At 70.9% G+C, this 21,440-nt stretch carries 20 protein-coding genes; 9 read left to right on the plus strand and 11 right to left on the minus strand.

The features are described 5' to 3' along the window. Nucleotides 1–135: 135 nt before the first annotated feature. On the minus strand, nt 136–1,635 hold the full coding sequence (locus ACX28W_RS01910; protein ID WP_458996994.1) for an SCO1417 family PLP biosynthesis transcription factor: 1,500 nt from the start codon (nt 1,633–1,635) through the stop codon (nt 136–138). A 34-nt stretch (nt 1,636–1,669) separates the two neighbouring features. On the opposite strand from ACX28W_RS01910, the gene yczE reads away from it, so the two are divergent. From yczE to ACX28W_RS01930, 4 genes are all read left to right on the plus strand, one after another. Further along, nucleotides 1,670–2,413 carry a membrane protein YczE gene (gene yczE, locus ACX28W_RS01915; RefSeq protein WP_458996995.1) on the plus strand — a complete coding sequence of 248 codons (744 nt, stop codon included), beginning with the start codon at nt 1,670–1,672 and terminating at the stop codon, nt 2,411–2,413. Continuing rightward, entirely contained in the window at nt 2,410–3,177 is a 768-nt protein-coding gene (locus ACX28W_RS01920; protein WP_458996996.1) for a glycerophosphodiester phosphodiesterase, read from the plus strand. The genes yczE and ACX28W_RS01920 overlap by 4 nt, the downstream gene beginning before the upstream one ends. 41 nt (nt 3,178–3,218) lie before the next feature. Further along, nucleotides 3,219–4,568: an MFS transporter gene (locus ACX28W_RS01925; protein ID WP_458996997.1), complete on the plus strand. Its 1,350-nt coding sequence runs from the start codon at nt 3,219–3,221 to the stop codon at nt 4,566–4,568. A 254-nt stretch (nt 4,569–4,822) separates the two neighbouring features. Next, nucleotides 4,823–5,197 carry an RNA polymerase-binding protein RbpA gene (locus tag ACX28W_RS01930; protein ID WP_003977404.1) on the plus strand — a complete coding sequence of 125 codons (375 nt, stop codon included), beginning with the start codon at nt 4,823–4,825 and terminating at the stop codon, nt 5,195–5,197. A gap of 244 nt (nt 5,198–5,441) precedes the next feature. Here ACX28W_RS01930 and fxsA read toward each other — a convergent pair whose 3' ends face one another. The 4 genes from fxsA to ACX28W_RS01950 form a co-directional block, all read right to left on the minus strand. Then, nucleotides 5,442–6,020, minus strand: coding sequence for an FxsA family membrane protein (fxsA, locus tag ACX28W_RS01935; protein ID WP_458996998.1), 579 nt, complete (start codon nt 6,018–6,020; stop codon nt 5,442–5,444). A gap of 100 nt (nt 6,021–6,120) precedes the next feature. Further along, complete coding sequence (locus ACX28W_RS01940) at nt 6,121–6,912, minus strand: polyprenol monophosphomannose synthase (protein ID WP_458996999.1); 792 nt, start codon at nt 6,910–6,912, stop codon at nt 6,121–6,123. A gap of 539 nt (nt 6,913–7,451) precedes the next feature. Next, a complete protein-coding gene (locus tag ACX28W_RS01945; protein ID WP_458997000.1) occupies nt 7,452–9,077 on the minus strand; it encodes an amidohydrolase in 1,626 nt (541 codons plus the stop codon). Nucleotides 9,078–9,124: 47 nt separating this feature from the next. Beyond that, nucleotides 9,125–9,565, minus strand: coding sequence for an Lrp/AsnC family transcriptional regulator (locus ACX28W_RS01950; RefSeq protein WP_266824639.1), 441 nt, complete (start codon nt 9,563–9,565; stop codon nt 9,125–9,127). Nucleotides 9,566–9,832: 267 nt separating this feature from the next. Between ACX28W_RS01950 and ACX28W_RS01955 the strand changes: the two genes are divergently transcribed. Then, the gene (locus ACX28W_RS01955; protein ID WP_458997001.1) at nt 9,833–10,270 is read left to right on the plus strand and encodes a hypothetical protein; all 438 of its coding nucleotides are present in this window, start codon (nt 9,833–9,835) and stop codon (nt 10,268–10,270) included. A 648-nt stretch (nt 10,271–10,918) separates the two neighbouring features. Here ACX28W_RS01955 and ACX28W_RS01960 read toward each other — a convergent pair. The 3 genes from ACX28W_RS01960 to ACX28W_RS01970 all read right to left on the minus strand — a co-directional run bounded on the left by ACX28W_RS01960 (nt 10,919) and on the right by ACX28W_RS01970 (nt 13,279). Beyond that, nucleotides 10,919–12,091 carry an acyl-CoA dehydrogenase family protein gene (locus ACX28W_RS01960; protein ID WP_458997002.1) on the minus strand — a complete coding sequence of 391 codons (1,173 nt, stop codon included), beginning with the start codon at nt 12,089–12,091 and terminating at the stop codon, nt 10,919–10,921. 245 nt (nt 12,092–12,336) lie between these two features. Beyond that, the gene (locus ACX28W_RS01965) at nt 12,337–12,996 is read right to left on the minus strand and encodes a TetR/AcrR family transcriptional regulator (protein WP_458997003.1); all 660 of its coding nucleotides are present in this window, start codon (nt 12,994–12,996) and stop codon (nt 12,337–12,339) included. A gap of 136 nt (nt 12,997–13,132) precedes the next feature. Then, nucleotides 13,133–13,279 carry an SCO1431 family membrane protein gene (locus tag ACX28W_RS01970; RefSeq protein ID WP_362070059.1) on the minus strand — a complete coding sequence of 49 codons (147 nt, stop codon included), beginning with the start codon at nt 13,277–13,279 and terminating at the stop codon, nt 13,133–13,135. A 179-nt stretch (nt 13,280–13,458) separates the two neighbouring features. Here ACX28W_RS01970 and ACX28W_RS01975 point away from each other — a divergent pair, with 179 nt between their 5' ends. Continuing rightward, nucleotides 13,459–13,701, plus strand: coding sequence for a hypothetical protein (locus ACX28W_RS01975; RefSeq protein ID WP_458997004.1), 243 nt, complete (start codon nt 13,459–13,461; stop codon nt 13,699–13,701). Continuing rightward, nucleotides 13,698–14,138, plus strand: a complete 441-nt coding sequence (locus ACX28W_RS01980; RefSeq protein ID WP_458997005.1) for a M1 family aminopeptidase — start codon at nt 13,698–13,700, stop codon at nt 14,136–14,138. Before ACX28W_RS01975 ends, ACX28W_RS01980 begins: the two co-directional genes overlap by 4 nt. Nucleotides 14,139–14,283: 145 nt before the next feature. On the opposite strand, the gene ACX28W_RS01985 is transcribed toward ACX28W_RS01980, so the two are convergent. Further along, nucleotides 14,284–15,636, minus strand: a complete 1,353-nt coding sequence (locus ACX28W_RS01985) for a peptidase C39 family protein (protein ID WP_458997006.1) — start codon at nt 15,634–15,636, stop codon at nt 14,284–14,286. A gap of 189 nt (nt 15,637–15,825) precedes the next feature. On the opposite strand from ACX28W_RS01985, the gene ACX28W_RS01990 reads away from it, so the two are divergent. Together ACX28W_RS01990 and ACX28W_RS01995 are read left to right on the plus strand one after the other, a co-directional pair. After that, nucleotides 15,826–16,479: a uridine kinase family protein gene (locus ACX28W_RS01990; RefSeq protein ID WP_458997007.1), complete on the plus strand. Its 654-nt coding sequence runs from the start codon at nt 15,826–15,828 to the stop codon at nt 16,477–16,479. Between the two features lie 463 nt (nt 16,480–16,942). Next, a complete protein-coding gene (locus tag ACX28W_RS01995) occupies nt 16,943–18,808 on the plus strand; it encodes an AAA family ATPase (protein ID WP_458997008.1) in 1,866 nt (621 codons plus the stop codon). A gap of 66 nt (nt 18,809–18,874) precedes the next feature. On the opposite strand, the gene ACX28W_RS02000 is transcribed toward ACX28W_RS01995, so the two are convergent. Together ACX28W_RS02000 and ACX28W_RS02005 are read right to left on the minus strand one after the other, a co-directional pair. Then, nucleotides 18,875–19,960, minus strand: coding sequence for a hemolysin family protein (locus ACX28W_RS02000; RefSeq protein WP_458997009.1), 1,086 nt, complete (start codon nt 19,958–19,960; stop codon nt 18,875–18,877). After that, nucleotides 19,957–21,282 (minus strand): hemolysin family protein, encoded by a 1,326-nt coding sequence (locus ACX28W_RS02005; protein WP_458997010.1) that lies wholly within the window; start codon nt 21,280–21,282, stop codon nt 19,957–19,959. The genes ACX28W_RS02000 and ACX28W_RS02005 overlap by 4 nt, the downstream gene beginning before the upstream one ends. Between the last annotated feature and the right edge of the window lie 158 nt (nt 21,283–21,440).

Raw genomic sequence — 21,440 nt, forward strand, 5'->3', positions numbered from 1 at the left:
CGCCGGCCACCGCCCTGAGGCCGCGACGGCGCCTCCGGCACCACCCGCTGGAACAGTTCCCACAACTCGTCCGGCACCAGCCGCTCAACGATCCCTGCCACGACCGGCAGCTTACCCGGCCAAATGAGATGACTTCTAAGCCACGAACATGCGCGGCGCCTCACTCCCCCCAGTTCCCCCCGTCTCCACCAGCCGCGCCGCCGCGGCCAACCTCACCGCCGCCTCCTCAGCCACCGCACCCCCCACGGTGAACGGCAGCCGCACATACCCCTCGAAGGCCCCGTCCACCCCGAACCGCGGCCCGGAGGGGACCCGCACCCCCACCCGCTCCCCCGCCTCGGCGAGCCGCGACCCCGACAACCCCCCGGTCCGTACCCACAACGTCAACCCGCCCCGCGGAACCGAGAACTCCCAGTCGGGCAGCTCCCGGCGTACGGCGGCGACGAGCGCGTCCCGGTTGTTCCGGGCCTGCTCACGCCGGATCTCGACAGCTCGTTCCCAACCCCCGGTGCTGAAGAGCCAGTTGACGGCGAGCTGTTCCAGCACCGGCGTGCCGAGGTCCGCATACGCACGCGCGGAGACAAGGCTGCGGATCACTTCAGGGGCCGCCCGCACCCATCCGATCCGCATCCCCGCCCAGAACGCCTTGCTCGCGGACCCGACGGTGATGACGGTGGACCCGGCGGGGTCGAAGCCGCAGACGGGACGTGGCATCTCCACCCCTTCGTCCAGGTGCAGCTCGCTCATCGTCTCGTCGACGACCAGCACGGTCCCGGCGGAGCGGGCCGCGTCCACGAGGCTACGGCGCTGGTCCTCGTCAGCGAGGGCGCCGGTCGGGTTGTGGAAGTCGGCGACGACGTAGGCAAGCCGGGGCGCCGAGTCCCGCAGCACCTGCCGCCAGCGGTCCATGTCCCACCCGGCGAGTCCCTCGGCCATGGCGACGGGCACCAGCCGGGCGCCGGCCTCCCGCATCAGCTGGAGGATGTTGGCGTACGAGGGCGACTCGACCGCGATGCGCTCACCGCGCCCGGCGAAGAGATGACAGATGGCGTCCATCGCGCCCATCGCGCCGGTCGTCACCATGATCTGCTCGGGCATGGTCGGAATGCCGCGCGCGGTGTACCCCTCCGCGATCATCTCGCGCAGTGCGGGCAGCCCCGCCGGATAGTCGCCGTGCGTGTGCGCGTACGGCGGCAGCTCCTCCAGGGCCCCCTGCACGGCACGGGTGAGCCACGGCTCGGGCGCGGGAAGCGCCGCACAGCCGAGGTCGATCACGGAGCCGAGGGCCTCGGGCGGCAGCGGTTCCAGACCGCGCGCGGGCAGCGGGTTCCCGGCCGGCACGGCGGTCCAACTGCCCGCTCCCCGGCGGGACTCCAGGAAGCCTTCGCCGCGCAGTGCCTCGTAGGCCGCGGCGACCGTCGTACGGCTGACGGACAGGGACAGGGCGAGCTCCCGCTCCGCGGGCAACCGCGCGGCGACCGGAACCCGGCCTTCCAGCACGAGCAACCGGATGCCGTCGGCGAGCGCTCGATAGGCGGGCGGACGGCGCGTGCCGGGCCCCGCGGGGCGTTCCTGCTGGGAGTTGAGCAACCGAGCGAGCTGCGCGGCACCCACTGCCGAAGTCCACTGCGCCATGATTTCCAGTCCACCTATCCCGGATTGGCCTTGGATGGCATCTTCTACCAAGCCACAGAATGTCACGCGTCAGGCCACTACCACCACCGGGGGGCATCTCTTGTCCATACGATCCGAGTCCACACGCACGGAGTCCGCGCGGCTCCCCCGTCGGCTCGTCCAGCTGTACGTCGGCCTGGCGCTGTACGGCGCGAGTTCGGCCCTGCTCGTGGAGTCGGGCCTCGGTCTGGAGCCCTGGAACGTACTGCACCAGGGACTCGCCGAGCTGACCGGCCTGACGATCGGCGTGGTGTCGATCATCGTGGGCGCGGCGGTGCTGCTCCTGTGGATCCCGCTGCGCCAGCGCCCGGGCCTCGGCACGGTCTCGAACGTCTTCGTGGTCGGCATCGCCATGGACGGCACGCTCGCCCTGGTGCCGGGCGCGCACGCCCTGGCCGTACGGATTCCGCTGCTCCTGGCAGGCATCCTGCTGAACGGCGTGGCGACGGGCCTCTACATATCGGCCAGCTTCGGTCCGGGTCCGCGCGACGGCCTGATGACGGGCCTGCACCGGCGTACGGGCCGCTCGATCCGGCTGGTGCGCACCGCCCTCGAACTGGCGGTCGTCGCGACCGGCTTCGCGCTCGGCGGCACGGTCGGCATCGGCACGGTGCTGTACGCCGTCGCGATCGGCCCTCTCGCCCAGCTCTTCCTGCGTGTTTTCGCCGTTCGCCCGGCACCGGGGGGCAGCACGGTCGTTGCCGTCGGTCAACCCGAGCGCGCGATACTGCCTGGGTGAGCATGCGCATACGCCATCCGTACCTCGACCACCCCGGCCCGATCGCCTTCGCCCACCGGGGCGGGGCCGCGGACGGCCTGGAGAACACCGTCGCCCAGTTCCGGCACGCGGTGGAGGCGGGCTACCGCTACATCGAGACGGATGTGCACGCGACGGCGGACGGCAAGCTCGTCGCCTTCCACGACGCGACCCTCGACCGGGTGACGGACGGCGTGGGCCGGATCGCGGACCTTCCCTGGGCAGACGTGCGCCACGCGCGCGTGGCGGGCAAGGAACCGTTGCCCCTCTTCGAAGAGCTCCTGGAGACCTTCCCCGACGTGCGCTGGAACGTCGACGTCAAGGCCGAACCCGCCCTCCATCCCCTGCTCAACCTGATCGGCCGCACCGACGCCTGGGACCGCGTCTGCGTCGGCTCCTTCTCCGAGGCGCGGGTCTTCCGGGCCCAGCGCCTGGCCGGACCGCGCCTGGCCACCTCGTACGGCACCAAGGGCGTCCTGGGGCTTCGGCTGCGCTCGTACGGCATACCGGCGGCGCTGCGCGACTCGGCGATCGCCGCCCAGGTGCCCGAGTCCCAGTCGGGCGTGCCGGTGGTCGACCGGCGCTTTCTGCGCGCCGCCCACGCGCGCGGGCTGCAGGTGCACGTGTGGACGGTGAACGAGGCGGATCACATGCACCGGCTCCTGGACCTGGGAGTCGATGGCATCATGACCGATCACATCGACACGCTGCGCAGGGTCCTGGAGGACCGGGGCACCTGGGTCTGAGCCCTCTCGCGCGGCCCGTTCACGGGGAAGCGAGGGCACGGGTGGGCACCGACACCGTGCGGGCACAGGCGGCCCAGGAGGCCGCCGACCGGCGGCGCGAGCAGCGTGGCTGGTACTTCTACGACTGGGCGTGCTCCGTCTACTCGACGAGCGTGCTCACCGTGTTCCTGGGCCCCTATCTGACGTCGGTCGCCAAGCACGCGGCGGACGCGGACGGTTTTGTGCACCCTCTGGGCATCCCGATCCGGGCCGGCTCCTTCTTCGCGTACTCGGTCTCGGCATCCGTCATCCTGTCGATCTTCGTGATGCCGATCGCGGGCGCGGCCGCCGACCGCACCGGCCGCAGGAAGCCGCTCCTCGCGGCCTCCGCCTATGTGGGCGCCGCGGCCACCACGGGCATGTTCTTCCTGGCCGGCGACCGCTATCTGCTCGGCGGCCTGCTGTTGATCGTCGCCAATGCCTCGGTGGCCGTGTCGATGGTCCTCTACAACTCCTATCTGCCGCAGATCGCCCCGCCCGAGGAGCGCGACGCGGTCTCGTCCCGCGGCTGGGCCTTCGGTTACGCGGCGGGTTCACTGGTTCTGGTCGTGAACCTGATCCTGTTCACGGCCCACGACTCCTTCGGCATCTCCGAGTCGACGGCCGTCCGCATCTGTCTGGCCTCCGCGGGCGTCTGGTGGGGCGCCTTCACCCTCGTACCGCTCAAACGGCTGCGCGATCGCCGTGCGGCACCGTCCGGGAAGGCCTCCGTGCCGGGCTGGCGGCAGCTGGCGGCCACCGTGCGCGACATGCGTGGCAAACCGCTCACCCTCGCCTTCCTGCTCGCCTATCTCGTCTACAACGACGGCATCCAGACGGTCATCTCGCAGGCTTCGCTGTACGGGTCCGAGGAGCTGGGGCTCAGCCAGTCGACCCTGATCGTCGCCGTGCTGCTGGTCCAGCTGCTCGCGGTCGTGGGCGCCCTGGGCATGGGACGGCTGGCACGCACCTATGGCGCCAAGCGCACGATTCTCGGCTCCCTCGTCGCCTGGACCGTGACGCTCGGCGCCGGGTACTTCCTGCCCGCGGGCGCGCCCTTCTGGTTCTTCGTCCTGGCCGCCGGTATCGGCCTCGTCCTGGGCGGCAGCCAGGCGCTGTCGCGCTCGCTGTTCTCGCATCTGGTGCCGAGCGGGAAGGAGGCCGAGTACTTCTCCGCGTACGAGATGAGCGACCGGGGCATGAGCTGGCTGGGCCCGCTTCTGTTCGGGCTGACCTACCAGCTGACGGGAAGTTATCGGGACGCGATCCTCTCCCTGGTGGCCTTCTTCGTCATCGGTTTTGTGCTGCTCGCACGGGTTCCGGTGCGAGCAGCGGTGCGGGACGCCGGCAATCCCGTACCGGACAGGATTTAGCGCCCGAGGCCAAAGGCCGGTAGTGTACGCGTTTGGCCTGCCAGGCGTACCGTTACTGCGCGTCAAAGAAGCCGAAACGCTGGGTGACATCTGCTGTCAGATGTGACAAACCGGGCGCAGGTGGGTACAACAAGGGGCGGCTACGACGGCGAGCATGACCCGGAACGGGAATCTTTACCGCCGACCGGACGTTGACCGGATGACGACGACAGCGACACCTGTCCTGTGGGCGACAAGCCCGGGAGGCACGATTCATGAGTGAGCGAGCTCTTCGCGGCACGCGCCTCGTGGTGACCAGCTACGAGACGGACCGCGGCATCGACCTGGCCCCGCGCCAGGCCGTGGAGTACGCATGCGAGAAGGGGCATCGGTTTGAGATGCCCTTCTCGGTCGAGGCGGAGATCCCGCCGGAGTGGGAGTGCAAGGTCTGCGGGGCGCAGGCACTCCTGGTGGACGGCGACGGCCCTGAGGAAAAGAAGGCCAAGCCCGCGCGTACGCATTGGGACATGCTGATGGAGCGGCGCACCCGAGAGGAACTCGAAGAGGTCCTCGAGGAGCGCCTGGCCGTCCTGCGCTCCGGCGCGATGAACATCGCGGTGCATCCGCGGGACAGCCGCAAGTCCGCGTAACCCCTCCGGGGGTTGGGTGGCATACCACGCACGGAGCCGCAGGCGCCGTACCTTCTGGGTACGAGGTCTGCGGCTTTGTGCGTGGTGCGCGGCGGCGGTGGTGCGGAATCGCGCGGCGGTGGTGCGTGCGGGTGCGGGATGGTGGGGCGGCCCGTCCTGGGGCCGCCGCCCCAGACCCCGCTTCGCCCTGGCGGGCTCGTCCTCGAGCGCCGGACGGGCTGGATGTCCGAGCCCGCCCCAGCGATCAGTGGGTCAGCGGTGGGTGCGGGCCCGGCTGCGCGTTCGGGGCCTGCGGGCCCTCGTCCCTGATGACCTCGCCCTGAACCACCTTGCCGTCGGGGCGGTGGATGCGGGTCTGCTGGAAGACGCCGCCGACGGTGCCGGGGGCGGCCTCGCGGATCTTGCGTTCGATGGTGCGCTCGGTGTAGCGGCTCAGGGCCTTCTGGAGCGGCGGGACCAGCAGGAGCAGGCCCAGGGCGTCCGAGATGAGCCCGGGGAGCATCAGGAGGAGGCCGCCGAGCATCATCAGCCCGTTGCCATTGCCGCCCCCGCTCGTCGGGGTCACGCCGTTCTGCTGCTGTTGCAGCGTCTCGCTGAGGTTGCGGAAGGCCCGTCGGCCGGCCCGCTTGATGACCACGGCGCCCAGCACGAACCCGGCGACGATCAGAAGAAACACGGCGCCGCCGCCCGCCGCAGCCGCGACCACGGTCAACAGCCAGATCTCCAGCACCAGCCAGGCGGCGATGCCGAGCGGCAGGAAGGTGCGCAGCCGGGAACGCCGCGGCCGGGCGGGGTACGTGGGAGTCGGTGCGCCAGTCGTCATGCACCCAGTGTGCCTGGGTGCGCCTCAGTACGGGATAAGCGGATGATCAACAGCAGCTGTGGATCGAAGTCCCTGTGTCGGCTGGAACGAAAACCCCGGGTCAGGAGGGCCTCCGCCCGCCGATCCGGCCCACCCGCTCCCCCACGCCCCATGTGGTGACCCGCCACAGGGCCTCCACGAGGATGTCGCGGCTCATCTTGGAGTCGCCGAATTCCCGCTCGACGAACGTGATGGGGACTTCGACCACGTGACAGCCCGCCTTGACCGCGCGCCGAGCCAGGTCCACCTGGAAGCAGTACCCCTGGGAGGCGACCTCGCCGAGGCCTAGCCCCTCCAGGGTCTCGCGGCGGAAGGCGCGGTAGCCACCCGTGACGTCCCGGATCGGTACGTCGAGCATGAGACGCGAGTAGAGGCTGCCGCCGCGTGAGATGAACTCGCGGGACTTGGGCCAGTTCACGACGCGTCCGCCCGGCACCCAGCGCGAACCCAGCACGAGGTCGGCGCCCTTGAGGGCGGTCAGCAGCCGGGGCAGCTCCTCCGGCTGGTGCGAGCCGTCGGCGTCCATCTCGACGAGGACGCCGTAGCCGTGCTCCAGGCCCCAGCGGAAGCCCGCGAGATACGCGGCACCCAGGCCTTCCTTGCCCTTGCGGTGCAGCACCTGGACGTGGTCGTCCTCGACCGCCAGTTCGTCGGCGAGCTTGCCCGTGCCGTCGGGGCTGTTGTCGTCCGCCACAAGAACGTGTGCATCGGGCACCGAGGCACGTACCCGGCGGACGATCTTCTTGATGTTCTCCGCCTCGTTATAGGTCGGGATGATCACCAAGGCCGTGCCGAGCGGGCCGAACCGCCTCCCCTGGGCTCCTGCCGCGAGGGTCCCGTCGCCGTCGTTCACTACTGCCCCTTCATGTCCGTACGCAGGGGTCCACCATAGTGGCCGCAGCCTGCGCTGACGCGTCGGCGCAGGAGTAAGAGGGTGTCGAATCGCCAAGAGCCGGGTAGGAGCGTGCTTCCCGCGGCGGCGCACCGCGCTGCGGATCGGGGCCCGGCGCCCTTCGGGCCGACCAGGGACCCGCTGGCTGCGGGTCGACCGAAAGCCGTTGTCTACTGGACGTCCGGGCCCCACCCGGGTCACACCCTGCCGACAGGCACGAACGTTCCCTCGCCGTGGCGCGAGCGCTGAGCCTGGCTCCCAGTGGTGGTGCGCCGGTGCGGCACACCACCCCTGACCCAGCGGCACTCCGGCGACTGCCTGGAAGTTCTCCGGTCGGACGTCCGGTGGTGGACCCGGCCGAACCTACCGGCCACCCGCGGCCAACTGTCAACAGCCGTCCGACCTGCGACTTCCTCGCCTCTCAGCTGGTCAGCCCGGGGGATTCGCAGGTCGCGCGACGCGGCGGCGGTGGTCGATCACCACCGCGCCGCCCTGGGAGATCACTCGCCCGGCCGTACGAAAACCGTCCGACCGCCGACGACGGTGCGCAGACACACGGGCAGGTCGCCACCGGGGCTCAGATCCGGCAGCCCGGGGGTGCCGGAGCGGGGGTCGGTGGACCAGCGGGCGACCCGGTCGTCCGGCGCCTGCACGACGAGCTCGGCGGTGCGCCACAGGGCGTAGTCGGCGGGCGCCCCCGGCACCAGGACACCCGCGTCGTCCCGTCCGATCGCCCGCCAGCCGCCACGCGTATGCGCCGTGAACGCGGCGCGCACGGACACCCGGTGCTCCGGCGTGCGATGGAAGGCGGCGGCGCGGACGGTGCCCCACGGGTCGAGGGGCGTGACGGGGCTGTCGGAACCCAGGGCGAGCGGGACACCGGCCCGCAGCAGGCCCGCGAAGGGATTGAGGGCGCGGGCCCGCTCGGCGCCCAGGCGCTGGGCGTACATGCCGTCCTCGCCGCCCCACAGCGCGTCGAAGGCGGGCTGCACGGAGGCGGTGAGGCCGAGTTCGGCGAAGGCGGCGATGGTCTCGGGGGTGAGCATCTCGGCGTGCTCGACGCGGTGCCGGGCGGCGCGGACGCGGGCCAGGCCGACCTTCTCGGCGGCGGCGCGCACCCCCTCGACCACGGTGGTCACCGCGGCGTCCCCGATGGCGTGGAAGCCCCCCTGGAGGCCCGCCTCGGTGCATGCCACCACATGCGCGGCGACCTCGGCCGCGTCCAGGTAGGCGGTGCCGGTGTGGTCGGCGTCGGCGTACGGCTGGTGCAGACAGGCGGTGTAGGAGCCGAGGGAGCCGTCGACGAAGAGGTCGCCCGCGGCGCCGACCGCGCCCAGCGCCCGGGCCTTCTCGACGCCCTCTTCGGCCCGCTCGGCCCAGTAGCCCACGACCCGGGGGCCCGGCTCCTCGGCGGCGAGCCGCAGCAGTCCGGTGAAGTCGTCCTCGGAGGAGATGTCCGGGCCCGCGCACTCGTGCACGGATCCGATGCCGAGCGAGGCGGCGTGGGCGAGCGCGGCACGCTGGGCCTCGGTGCGCTGCTCCCGGGAAACGGCACCGAGGGCGGCGGCGCGGACGGCGTGGTGGGCGTCGCGGGTCAGCGGGGCGTCTGGCGCGTACCCGGTTCGTGCCGTGACTCCCGGCACCAGGTCCAGGAGCGCGGTGGTGACCGCGGCGGAGTGCACGTCGATGCGGGAGAGGTACAGCGGGCGTCCGCCGGTCGCCGCGTCGAGTTCGGCGCGGGTCGGGGGGCGTCCGCCGGGCCAGCGGGCCGCGTCCCAGCCGTGCCCGAGCAGCACCCGGTCGGTGGGACGGGCGGCGGCGAAGTCGCGTACGAGAGCGAGGGCCGCGTCCAGGGAGGGCGCGTCGGAGAGGTCGAGGCCGGTGAGGGCGAGCCCGGTAGCGGTGGTGTGCACGTGAGCGTCGGTGAACGCCGGGGTGACCAGCGCGCCTTCGAGGTCCACGACCTCGGCGACCCCGTCCGCGAAGGCGTCTGCCGCGCCTTCCGATCCGACCCAGGCGATCTGCCCGCGTTCGACGACCATCGCGGTGGCGAAGGGATCGGCGGGACTGTGGACTTCTCCACCGCGCAGCAGCACGGTGTCCGACGAGGCGGTGCTCTCACTCATGGGGAACAGTCTCGCGCCTGCCGACGACCGGTCGATGCCCGGGGCGGTCAGATCCGGGGCGGCCGCGCCTCGTACGGCGTGGACAGCACCACGGTGGTACGCGTCGACACGCCCGCCAGGGTACGGAGGCGGGCGAGGAGCTCCTCCAGTTCGTGCGGGGTCGAGACCCTCACCTTGAGGATGTAGTTCTCGTCGCCCGCGACGCTGTGGCAGGCCTCGAGCTCGGGCACGCCCGCGAGGCGTTCCGCGATGTCGTCGGGGGCGCTGGGGTCGAACGGTTTCACCGAGATGAAGGCGGTCAGGGGCAGCCCGACGGCTTCCGGGTCCACGACCGCGGCATAGCCGCGGATGACCCCGCGCTGCTCCAGTCGGCGCACCCGCTGATGCACGGCGGACGTGGACAGGCCCGTGGCCTTGCCCAGGTCGGTGTAACTCATCCGCCCGTCTGCGACGAGCAGCTGCACAATTTGTCGGTCCAGCTCCTCCATGACGCAAGAACCTACAGGGCCCTTGAACCCACCGGATACCTCAGCGGCGCAGGTCATACCCGGTTTGTGATGTGGCCTGGAGCGGGTTGTGAGCCGCCCGGGGGACAAATGCACCGCGCCGGGCACCTGCGGGCGGCATGTGACGAACGACACAGTGCCACAACCGGGTCCGTGATGTTCTCGTGATTACCGCAGAGACGGGACGGGAAGTGCTTGCTGTGGTCGAGGTCGCAGTGCCTTGTCGGCCCACCCGAGGGGGAGAAACCCATGCAGAGTCTTAAGCGTCCTGGTCGTACCGCATCCAAGCGGCCGCAGTCGGTCGTCGAGCCCGAGCCGGAGGGCGTCGAACCGGACGCCGTCGACGGTGAGGAGTTCGACGCCTACGACACCTTCGAGATGTACCGGGTGATCTGCCCGGACTGCGCCCAGCCCATCGCGCTCCTGGCGGACGAGCAGGTCCTGCCCGAGCACGCGCTGTGCGCCTCGCCGTGGAACCCGTTCGGGCTCACGGTCTGCGCCGGCACCGGCCGCGCCGCGGCCGACGCCCGCCCCGCGGACGAGTCCACGGAACTTCAGGAGCAGGACACGGCCCTCCTGTTGACGCTCCCTCAGGGCCTCGACTGGCGGACCCAGCCGTTCTCGCACGTCGGCGGCCCGGGCTCGCGCCCGATGCGCGTCCCCGGGATGCGCCGCCAGGCCGCCTGACCGGCCTTCGCGCTCACCGAGCGCTCACCGAGCGCCCACTGAGCGCTCAGCGACCGGCACCCGGCCCCTTTCAGTAGCTGCCCTGCACCATGGCTCGCAGGCTGCCGTGGTGCGGGGTCGGCATGTCCGGATCCGGTGGCGGGACGGTGACCGCACGGGGTGCTCGTCGGGGACATCGGCTGCACGTCGAGGCGTCGACGTACTCGACGAAGGCATCCGGGCGATCGCCGGGCACAGCAGGTCTCCCTGTGCGCACGGCGGTTGACGTTGACACCTGAGGAGTGCGGCCGTCCGCGCAGCACCGTTGACGGTGCATCGGATGACGACCCGGAGCCGGATTTCGCGCCTCGGACGAAACCCCCGTACGGGCCCGTCGCGAACTCACAGCCGATTCCGATGATCGGTGACCTGCCCGCCCGCCCGCGCGTTGCCTCGGTATGACCCCCACATATTCAACGACCGGGCGTCGGCATCGGGTCCTCGTCCCAGCTCCGGCAGAATCGGTTCAGCAGGCGCCGGCGTCCCCCCAGGATCCCCCCATCTACCGCGCCCTGATCCGCACTTGGGCCGATCGCGGTCGCACCCTGCCGGGGCGCCACGACCCGGAGTGGGTCCGGCTGACGGCGCCCCCGGTCGGCCTGAACCAGTTCAGCGCGAGTCGGGACCCGCGAGGTGACGGGCGATGACCATCCGCTGGATCTGGTTGGTGCCCTCGACGATCTGCAGCACCTTGGCCTCGCGCATATAGCGCTCGGCCGGGAAGTCCGCGGTGTAGCCGTAACCGCCGAGCACCTGGACGGCGTCCGTGGTGACCCTCATCGCGGTGTCCGTGCACAGGAGCTTGGCCATGGCCGCCTGCTTGGAGAACGGTCGGCCCGCGTCGCGCAGCCGTGCCGCCGCCAGATAGAGCGCCCGGCCCGCCTCGATCTGCGTCGCCATGTCGGCGAGCATGAAGCGCAGTCCCTGGAAGTCGGAGATCGGCCGCCCGAACTGCTCGCGCCCGGTGGCGTACGCGACCGCCTCGTCCAGCGCCGCCTGGGCCACGCCGATCGCGCAGGCCGCGATGCCCAGCCGCCCGGAGTCGAGCGCGGACAGGGCGATCGCGAAGCCCTGGCCCTCGTCGCCGATGCGCCGGTCGTCGTCGACCCGCACACCGTCGAAGTGGACCTGGGCGGTGGGCGATCCCTTCATGCCCATCTTCTTCTCGGGCGGCGCGGCGCTCAGCCCTTCGGCGTCGCCCGGCACCAGGAAGGCGGTGATTCCGCGCGCGCCCTCGCCTCCGCTGCGCGCGAGCACGGTGTAGAAGTCGGCGACTCCACCGTGTGTGATCCAGGCCTTGGTGCCCGTGATCACCCAGCCCTCATCGTCCCGCACGGCCTTGGTGCGCAGGGAGGCGGCGTCCGAACCGGAGGACGGCTCGGAGAGGCAGTACGCGCCGAGAAGGCCGCCGCCGATCATCGCGGGCAGGTGCTCGACCTGCTGTTCCTTGGTGCCGTAGTTCGCCAGGGCGTGACAGGAGAGGGAGTGCACGCTGACGCCGAGACCGACGGTGAGGCGGGCCGCGGCGAGCTCTTCGAGGACCTGGAGGTAGACCTCGTACGGCTGGTCGCCGCCGCCGTATTCCGAGTCGTAGGGCAGTCCGAGCAGGCCCGACTCGGACAGCAGGCGGAAGACATCGCGCGGGAAGTGCCCGGCGTCCTCCTCCTCGGCCGCCTTGGGGGCGATCTCGCGCTGTGCGATGTCCCGGACGAGCGAGATCAGATCCCGGGCCTCGTCCGTGGGCAATGGCCGGTCCACCGGCTGCGGGGCGCGGTCGGGCATGGCGACGCTCTCCTCCCTGTCGGGCACGGGCGGACGGGCCTATGGGGTGGGGCGCCTTCCGCCGGGTCTTACGTGGCCCAGCCGATGCTGCCGTTCCGGGGTGGAGAACGACCTGACCAGCGACCGTGGCGCTGTGAGTATGCCCGATCGGAGGCATCGAGTCACCAGTTAACGACCGCTTATTAAAAGAAAGGGAAAGGGGGTCCGAACCGAGTCGGGGCGGGGCGAGTGATCCCCGCCCTCGCTCAGGTGTCCCGGCGAGCGGGCCCCGGGGCCGGATAGGAGGGGTCGATCTCCTCGACCGCACGCATCGCGCCGCCCAGCATCTTCACCAGCAGCTCGCGCATGGTGTCGCGCGGCAGTTCCTGATGGCCGATCCAGTCGAGCGTCGCACCCTCGACGCTGCAGAGCCAGCCGAGCAGAGCCATCCGGGGCAGCGGCGCGATCTTGCGCCTGCCGTAGGCACCTTCGGCAATGGTCTGGACGATGACCTCGCGCACGCCCTCCCGGATGGCCTGCACCTCGGTGTCGAAGCCGACTCCACCGGTGATGATGGTGCGGTACGCGGCCTGGTTGTGCTCGGCGTAGCGCAGATAGCCGTCGATGGAGCGATGGACCCGTTCCACCGGGGGCAGTTCGAGGCCGCCGGCCGCGCGGGAGACCAGGTCGGCGACGGAGTCCTCGACGATGGCGAGGTAGTAGCCGCGCTTGGACTTGAAGTAGTAGTAGATCAGCCCTTTGGCGACGCGCGCCTGTCGCGCGATGTCATCCATCGACAGCGCGTCGTACGACGTGTCGGCGAACAACTTCCGTCCGATGGCGATGAGTTCGGCGCGACGCGCCAGTGAGCGATCGGTGCCGCGCACCCTGGGGCGGTCGACAGCGCTCTGTTGACTATGATTCAATTCCGGCCCTAGTCTCCGACTGTCAGCGGGACGCTCGCAGTATGGCAGACCGACGCCACCTGCTCGTTCGAGTCCGATCGACTGCCAGGGCCGACTTCTGGAGGGCCGTCCTCCGTCCCTCCTGCGAGACCTCAGCTCACAGCAGGCCGAGCTGTGTGACGAGCATCGCCAGGACCACGACAAAGGTCCAGCCCGCGATGTGTTCGAGGATCTTGGGGCCGTCGTCCTTGGGGCCGCCGGTGCGGGCGCGGACACGGCTGGCGGTGGCGGAGGTCGCGGTCATGGCTTCTCACTGACGTAGCTGACGGAATGGTGCGGTGCAGTTCCCCCACCTCCCGTCGGCTCCCCACCGACTCGACCACCTTGCCACCGGATCGGGTTGCAGCGGTAGAGACCTTGGTCACGCCGATCGCTTCGACCACCGTCGAATGCCTCTGTTCTCCGCAACGGTGCTCCGCGCGTGTGCGTCTCCTCACACAACAGCAGTACCGCAAGCTCACCGCCGACCACATCGCCTGGCTCGAGGAGCGGCTCGGCCCGTATCCCTTCGACCGGTACGGCCTCCTCGTCGGTGACACGGACCTGGAGGTGGCCCTGGAGACGCAGACGCTCTCCCTGATTCCGAAGGCCGATCTGCTCGGCGACCAGGTCAGCGCCGAGCGAAACCTGGTGCACGTCAGTGGCTCGGCGACAGCGTCGGCATGAAGACCTGGTCCGACCTGTGGGTGAGCGAGGGCCACGCGCGGTTCTACGAGTGGCTGTACTCGGAGGCGCACGGCGGCGTGAGCTTCGAGGGCACGATGAAGACGGCGTACGAGAACCACGATCAGTCGCGCCACGACTTCGGCGCCCCGGCCGAGCCGACCGAGCCGAATCTCTTCAAGCGGATGCGGTACGACGGCTCGACGCTCGTCCTGTACGCGCTGCGCGAGAAGGTCGGCCAGGAGACGTTCGGGAAGATCGAGCGGGCCTGGGTCAGCACGTACCGCGGCAGGACGGCCAGTACGCGGGACTACATCGATCTGGCGTCGAAGGTCGCGGGCACGGACCTCGACGGCTTCCTGCACCCGTGGCTGTACGGCGCGAAGACCCCGCCGATGCCCAACCACCCGGACTGGGTGGTCAATCCGGTCCAGAGCTGAGTCCGGCCGAGTCCGGCCGAGTCCGGCCGAGTCCGGCCGAGTCCGGCCGAGTCCGGCCGAGTCCGGCCGAGTCCGGCCGAGTCCGGCCGAGTCCGGCCGAGTCCGGCCGAGTCCGGCGGGGCGGCCCCACCGGGCCGCCCCTTTCTCACCGCACGCCCACCGCCGCGAGCGCCGTGCGCTGCCGCGCCGACAGCTGCGCCGGGAAGTACAGATAACAGACTCCGCCCGTTCCGGAGACGACCTTCCCGGAGGCGTTGTACCGCTTCGTACGGAGCCAGATGTTTTCCCATTCGCGCCGCTTGTAGACGCGGCGCACCGCGTCGTTGCTCGACGACGCCGGATCGTTGGCGATCACATCGCCGTCCGCGGTGAAGCCGATGACGGTCATGAGGTGGCCCGAGGTGCCGTAACCCGCCCCCGTCAGTTCGGACTCGAGGAACGACTGGGACGTTATGGCCGGGACGCCGGCGGCGATCAGCGTCTCCAGGTCGGTGAGCGAGCCGAGCCGGGTCACCACACCCTGGAGGTCCTTGTACGTCGCCGCGTACGCGGAATTGAAGGGCCAGTTGCCGCAGCCGCCGTACTGGTAGTCGTAGGTGTAGCGGGCCGCGTGGCACACCTGCGGGTCGGCGTAGTCCGGGTCGACCCAGGCCAGTTGCCCCGCCGTCGGCCTGCGCCCCCAGTACTCGGTGATCATCTGCGAGGAGGTGGGGCTGCACCAGGCCTCGCCGCCGTTGTCGTACTCGGGGTACTGGCCCGCGTGGATCTCCTGGGAGTAGCGCGGGACGTTCAGCTCCTGGGCCAGGCCGGGGGTGGAGGCGGGGACGGTGAAGCGGTCGGGGATGTCGGAGCCCATCGCGCCGAGCCGCCACACCGTGGGCGTGATCCTGGTGCCCGGGGTGCGGTACAGGGTCAGTCGCAGCCGGTACGAGACGAGGCGCAGGCCCGAGGCCGCGTCGTCGAGGGAGAACGTGTCCGTCCAGACGCTGCTTCTGCCGTCTTTCTGGTCGTCGACCGAGGTCCGCTTGATGTCCTGGTCACCGGCCGCCCAGCGGCCCATCACGTACCAGGGGGTGGCGGTGCCGTCGGAGTAGGTGCCCGCCAGCTCGACCTGGAGCCAACTGCCCGCCGGGGTGTGCGCGTTCCAGGAGACGATGGCCTCGGTGGCGGGGACGGTGAGCTGGTGGACCGGGGTGGTCCAGGTCGCGTACTCCCAGGTGGCGGTCTTGCCGGTGTGCGGATCGGTGTAGTCCGCGGTGCCGGCCGGGGTGGCGATCACCAGGCCTGGACGGACGCCCGCCACGGCCCGTGTGCCCTTCGCGGTACCGGTCCGCCAGTCGGCGTACGAGGTCCAGGCGCGGTTGTCCACGAAGCTTGAGGGCGCTCCCACCGACCTGGCCGGGGTGGCCGCGGCCGCGGGACCCGCGGTGCCGGCCGCCGCCGCGGCGACCGCCACGGCCAGGAGGGATCTGCGGGACGGCTCTGAAGCTCTGGTCATGGGTGGGGACCCCCAGTTCGTCCGGAAGCGGCGGTCCCCCACTATGGACGGCGCGAGGCGGCTCCTGCCAGCACTTCGGCCTGTGCCGCGCCCACCAATATTGGTCGGGACCACTGACATGACCTGCGACGCACGCGGGCGCGCCGACCCTGGCCGATCGTCCCCGCGACAAGGGTGTTTCCTGGACACGTGCCCTCACCTCACCACCCCTCCGAAATCGTGCTGCACGACCTCGCCTCCCGCCTGCGCCGGTTGCCGCCCTCCTGCGGCCCCGTCCGCCTGATCGGCGTCGACGGACACGCGGGCTCCGGAAAGTCGACCTTCGCCGGACGGCTGGCCGCGGCACTGGGCGGCGCGCCCGTGCTGCACCTCGACGACATCGCGACGCATGGGGAGCTCTTCGCCTGGACGGGGCGGCTGCTGGACCAGGTGGTCGAGCCGCTGCGCCGCGGCGAGGCCGCGCGCTATGCCCCGTACGACTGGACCGCCCGCGGCTTCGGGCCCCTCCGCGAACTGCCGCCCGCGCCGGTCATCCTGCTCGAGGGCGTCGGCGCGGGCCGGCGCGCGCTGCGCCCGTATCTCGCGCGGCTGCTGTGGATGGAGTTGCCGCACGACGAGGCCTGGACGCGCGGGCGGCGGCGGGACGGCGAGGCGCTGGGCGAGTTCTGGGCCGGGTGGGTCTCCGCGGAGCGTCGGCACTTCCTCCAGGATCCCTCGAGACCCTTCGCCGATCTTCTGGTGCGACAGAGTTCTGAGGGGTACGAGGTGCTTTCGAAGCCGGCTGAAACCTCTGGACCAGACCAGCCCATCACTCACGGTGACGACCCATCCGCAATGTGCTGAACTCGTGAAGACCCTTGCGGGAGAAGTTGCGTCAGTGCTTCAACTCGGCTTGACCGGGGGGCCGTACAGGTCTTACGTTCTGAATGTGCGGCCTTTCGAAGCCGCCCTCAGACGCGAAGCCCCCGGTTGTTCCCCCGTGATCGGGGGCTTCGTTCTGCCCACACCCTCTCTTTCCGGGCGCCGCGCGCCGCGGTTCGCTCACGCTCGGTCACCGTGTGCTGTGCGCCCCATCTGCTCCCACCTCGTGGAACGGGGCGTGCGGCACCCTTCGGCCCGCGTAGGCACCGCAGGTACGATGCCTCTCGGTGCGACCTTCGGACGGCTGCTCAGTGCACCGATGCAACTCCCGTCCGCGGCACAGTGGTTCGGCCAAGGCTGCCGACGGGCACCGCCCGGCGGCAAGGGGGCGTCTTGATCCACAAGACACCCCCGACCATCGGGGGCACGGTTTGTGGGGGACGTGATGGACTTCGGCACGCAGGGCCCCGAGGCCCCGGCCGACCTCGCCTGGTTGCGAGGTGTGGACGCCTACACGATGGGCGCCTACCCGCAGGCGGAGGAGGAGTTCCGGGCCGCGGTCCGGATGGACCCGGGCATGGCGGACGGCTGGCTCGGACTGCACGCGCTACGCGTGGAAACGACGACCGCGCTGCTGCGGATGTTCCGGCACCGGGACCGCTTCGGGGAGCAGCGCTCGCGCCATCGGCGCAGGCTCAACTCCTGGTACTGGTTGGGCTGGTGGGTGCAACCGGTGTTGGAGAGCCCGCGCGATCTGCTGCTCGCGCACGCCTCGCACTGGCTGGACGGACGCCATGTCCCCGAGCTGGACCGGGCGTTGGCGGGTCTGCCGCCGGTCGATGCCGACGCGCAGGTGCGGTTCCTGCACGCCTGCCGCGCCTATCTGGTCAAGGACTGGGACCAGTTGGTCCGGCACACGGATCCGCTGATCGACGATCCGATGCTGGGCATAGAGGCCGGCCTCTTCGGCGGCATGGCCCGGGTCAGGCTGGAGATGTTCGGGCAGGCGGAACCGCTGCTGTCGTCCGCGCTGATGCGCTGCCGCAGTGAGCAGCCGCAGCGCAAGGAGCTGCGGTACTGGCTGGCGCGGGCGCACGAGGGCACCGGACGGTCGGCAGCCGCGCTGCCCCTGTACCGGGCTGTGCACCGGGTCGACCCGGCCTTCATGGACACCTCGGCGCGGCTCGCGGCGATCTCCGAGGGCGACGGGTACGACGATGCCGCCGCCGACCTGGCGGCGATCACGCTCGCCGGGGTCGGGCAGGACGTGATGGAGGGCCCGGACGGCATCGATCCGCTGTTCGGCGCCGAGGGCCGCGACCTCAAGCTGTCGGAGCCCGATCCGCTGCCGCCGGGTGCGCTGCCTCCCGAGACCGACATGGTGCGCGAGAAGGCCGTGGTGCCGGTGCAGCCGCTGCCCGCCGGGCCGACCGACCCGGCATTACTGGAAGAGGCGCTCGCCGAGCTGGAACGCATGGTGGGTCTGGAGCCCGTCAAGCGCCAAGTGAAGGCGTTGTCGGCGCAGTTGAACATGGCGCGGCTGCGGGCCGGGCAGGGCCTGCCGGTCCAGCCGCCGAAGCGGCACTTCGTCTTCTCCGGCCCCTCGGGCACCGGCAAGACCACGGTGGCCCGCATTCTCGGCCGGGTCTTCTACGCGCTCGGGCTGCTCGGCGGCGACCATCTGGTGGAAGCCCAACGGGCGGACCTGGTGGGCGAATACCTCGGCCAGACCGCCGTGAAGGCCAACGAACTGATCGACTCCGCGATCGGCGGAGTCCTCTTCGTGGACGAGGCCTATTCGTTGTCCAACTCCGGTTACGGCAAGGGCGACGCGTACGGCGACGAGGCCCTGCAAGTCCTGCTGAAGCGGGCCGAGGACAACCGCGACCACCTGGTCGTGATCCTGGCCGGCTACCCGGAGGGCATGGACCGTCTGCTGGCCGCCAACCCCGGTCTCTCCTCCCGCTTCACCACCCGCGTCGACTTCCCCTCCTACCGCCCCCTCGAACTCACCTCCATCGGCGAGGTGTTGGCCGCCGAGAACGGCGACATCTGGGACGAGGAGGCCCTCGACGAACTCCGCTCCATCAACGGCCACGTCGTCGACCAGGGCTGGATCGACGAACTCGGCAACGGCCGCTTCCTGCGCACCCTCTACGAGAAGAGCTGCGCGTACCGCGATCTGCGGCTCTCCGGCTACCCGAGCACACCGTCCCGCGACGACCTGTCGACCCTGCGGCTGCCTGACCTGATGCAGGCGTACGGCGAGGTGCTGTCGGGGCGGGGACCGCAGGATCCGTCAGCAATGTGACACATCATGACAAAAACCCGGGTCCCCTCGGCCGTACGGCAGCCGAGGGGACCCGGGGTTTCGCTGTCAGCTCGCCAGCGCCTGTTCCGGTGTTTCGCTGGGGCGGGCCTCCGTGACCCGCGCCGGTGCCGCGTCCCGGTGTGCCGGGTCCCGCACCTCACCGACGAGCAGTTCCAGTACGTCCTCCAGCGCCACCAGGCCCAGCACCCGGCCCGACGCGTCGGCGACCTGGGCGAGATGCGTCGCGGCACGGCGCATCACCGTCAGGGCGTCGTCCAGCGGAAGTTCGCAGCGCAGGGTCGTCATGGGGCGCCAGATGTGCTGGGGCACCGCCCGCTCGGACTCCTCCAGATCGAGTACGTCCTTCACGTGCAGGTATCCCATGAACGCGCCGTTCTCCGCGACCACGGGGAACCGGGAGTACCCGGTGCGGGCGGTGAGCGCGACGACCTGGCCCGGCGTGACGGAGAGGCCGACGGTCACCAGCGAGTCGCGGTCCAGGAGGACGTCCGTGACCGGGCGGGAGCCCAGTTCGAGGGCGTCCTCCAACCGTTCCTGCTCCTTGGGGTCCAGCAGGCCCGCCTGGCCCGAGTCCTCGACCAGACGGTTGAGCTGCTCGCTGGTGAAGACCGCCTCGACCTCGTCCTTGGGCTCCACGCGAAACAGCTTCAGGATCAGCCGCGCGCACGCGCCCAGCGCCACCGTGACCGGCCGGCACAGGCGCGCGAAGGCGACCAGACCGGGGCTCAGCCACAGTGCCGTCTTCTCCGGCGCGGCCATCGCGAGGTTCTTCGGCACCATCTCGCCGATGACGAGGTGGAAGAAGACGACGGCCGCGAGCGCGATGACGTACCCGAGGGGGTGGATCACCCCGTGCGGCAGATGGACCGCTTCGAAGACGGGCTCGAGCAGCTGGGCGACGGTCGGCTCCGCGACCGCGCCGAGCGTCAGCGAGCAGATGGTGATGCCGAACTGGGCCGCGGCCATCATCTGCGGCAGCCGCTCCAGGCCATACAGGACCTGCCGGGCCCGCGCGGACTCCAGTGGTTCGATCTGGCTGCGCCGCACGGAGACGAGCGCGAACTCGGCGCCGACGAAGAAGCCGTTGGCGAGCACCAGCAGGACGGCGAACAGGAGTTGAAGCACGCTCATCGGACGGCCTCCGCGACCGGCGCGGTCCGCACGAGACGTACCCGTTCGGCGCGGTAGTGCCCGACCTGGCGCACCGAAAGCCGCCAGCCCGGGAGTTCGGCCTTGTCGCCGGGGGCCGGGATCCGCCCGAGCAGATCGGCGACGAGGCCCGCCACGGTCTCGTACGGCCCCTCGGGCACGTCGAGGCCTATGCGCTGCAGGACATCCACCCGGCAGCTGCCGTCGGCGTCCCACGCGGGTCGCCCGTCCTCGCTCGGCGCGGCGGCGAGTTCCGGCAGGTCCTGACCGTCGTGCTCGTCGCGGACCTCGCCGACGAGTTCCTCGACGATGTCCTCCAGGGTGACGACACCGGCCGTGCCACCGTACTCGTCGACAACCACGGCGATGGGCTGCTGGTTGCGCAGCTGCTCCAGGAGGGGCTGCACGGGCAGCGTCTCCGGGACGAGCAGCGGCGCCTGCGCGATCCGGCCGACGGGGGTGCGCAGCCGGTCGTGCGAAGGGATCGCGAGGGCGTCCTTGAGGTGCACCATGCCGACGATTTCGTCGATCCGCTCCCGGTAGACGGGGAAGCGGGACAGGCCGGTGGCGCGGGTGAGGTTGACGACGTCCTCGGCCGTCGCCGACGACTGGAGCGCGCTGACCTTCACGCGCGGGGTCATGACGTGCTGCGCGGTCAGGTCGGCCAGGGAGATGGTCCGTACGAAGAGATCCGCGGTGTCCTGCTCCAGGGTTCCGGCCTGTGCCGAGTGCCGGGCCAGGGAGACGAGTTCGCCGGGGGTGCGGGCGGAGGCCAGCTCCTCGGTGGGCTCGACGCCGAGGGCGCGGACGAGCCGGTTGGCGACCGTGTTGAGCGCGGCGATCACCGGGCGGAACAGGCTGGAGAAGACATGCTGCGGGCCGGCGACGAAGCGGGCGACCTGCAGCGGCTTGGACACCGCCCAGTTCTTGGGCACGAGTTCGCCGACGACCATCTGCACGGCCGCGGCGAGCAGCATGCCGACCACCACGGCGACGCCGGACACGGCGCCCTCGGGCAGTCCGGTCGCGGTGAAGGGTCCGTGCAGCAGTTCGGCGAGCGCCGGTTCGGCGAGCATGCCGACGACGAGCGAGGTGATGGTGATGCCGAGCTGGGTGCCGGAGAGCTGGAAGGACAGCTCCTTGAGCGATTCGACGACCGTACCGGCCCGTCGGTCGCCGTCGGCCGCGGCCTTCTCGGCGTCGGGCCGCTCGACCGTGACAAGGCCGAACTCCGCCGCCACGAAGAAGCCGTTGGCGAGAATCAGCAGGAACGCCGCCCCAAGGAGCAGCAGGGGGATGGTCATGCCGCCGCCTCGATATGTCGGGAGGGGGCGGCGCAGGTACTACAGGACGATCCGTCCATCGCTGGAGGGAGTCACTCCTCGGGTAGCAGGGGGCCTCTGAATGCCGGGTGGCACATCAGTGGCGGAGGCGCAAAGAAACGCCTCCGCCAACAGATTAA

The organism is Streptomyces sp. SD15 (assembly GCF_054462255.1).

What these genes read in the sequence shown, in the direction of transcription:
- ACX28W_RS01910 (WP_458996994.1), bottom strand. Translation starts at nt 1,635, where the DNA reads ATGGCGCAGTGGACTTCGGCAGTGGGTGCCGCGCAGCTCGCTCGGTTG.
- yczE (WP_458996995.1), top strand. Translation starts at nt 1,670, where the DNA reads ATGGCATCTTCTACCAAGCCACAGAATGTCACGCGTCAGGCCACTACC.
- ACX28W_RS01930 (WP_003977404.1), top strand. Translation starts at nt 4,823, where the DNA reads ATGAGTGAGCGAGCTCTTCGCGGCACGCGCCTCGTGGTGACCAGCTAC.
- fxsA (WP_458996998.1), bottom strand. Translation starts at nt 6,020, where the DNA reads ATGACGACTGGCGCACCGACTCCCACGTACCCCGCCCGGCCGCGGCGT.
- ACX28W_RS01945 (WP_458997000.1), bottom strand. Translation starts at nt 9,077, where the DNA reads ATGAGTGAGAGCACCGCCTCGTCGGACACCGTGCTGCTGCGCGGTGGA.
- ACX28W_RS01950 (WP_266824639.1), bottom strand. Translation starts at nt 9,565, where the DNA reads ATGGAGGAGCTGGACCGACAAATTGTGCAGCTGCTCGTCGCAGACGGG.
- ACX28W_RS01955 (WP_458997001.1), top strand. Translation starts at nt 9,833, where the DNA reads ATGCAGAGTCTTAAGCGTCCTGGTCGTACCGCATCCAAGCGGCCGCAG.
- ACX28W_RS01960 (WP_458997002.1), bottom strand. Translation starts at nt 12,091, where the DNA reads ATGCCCGACCGCGCCCCGCAGCCGGTGGACCGGCCATTGCCCACGGAC.
- ACX28W_RS01970 (WP_362070059.1), bottom strand. Translation starts at nt 13,279, where the DNA reads ATGACCGCGACCTCCGCCACCGCCAGCCGTGTCCGCGCCCGCACCGGC.
- ACX28W_RS01980 (WP_458997005.1), top strand. Translation starts at nt 13,698, where the DNA reads ATGAAGACCTGGTCCGACCTGTGGGTGAGCGAGGGCCACGCGCGGTTC.
- ACX28W_RS01985 (WP_458997006.1), bottom strand. Translation starts at nt 15,636, where the DNA reads ATGACCAGAGCTTCAGAGCCGTCCCGCAGATCCCTCCTGGCCGTGGCG.
- ACX28W_RS01995 (WP_458997008.1), top strand. Translation starts at nt 16,943, where the DNA reads ATGGACTTCGGCACGCAGGGCCCCGAGGCCCCGGCCGACCTCGCCTGG.
- ACX28W_RS02000 (WP_458997009.1), bottom strand. Translation starts at nt 19,960, where the DNA reads ATGAGCGTGCTTCAACTCCTGTTCGCCGTCCTGCTGGTGCTCGCCAAC.
- ACX28W_RS02005 (WP_458997010.1), bottom strand. Translation starts at nt 21,282, where the DNA reads ATGACCATCCCCCTGCTGCTCCTTGGGGCGGCGTTCCTGCTGATTCTC.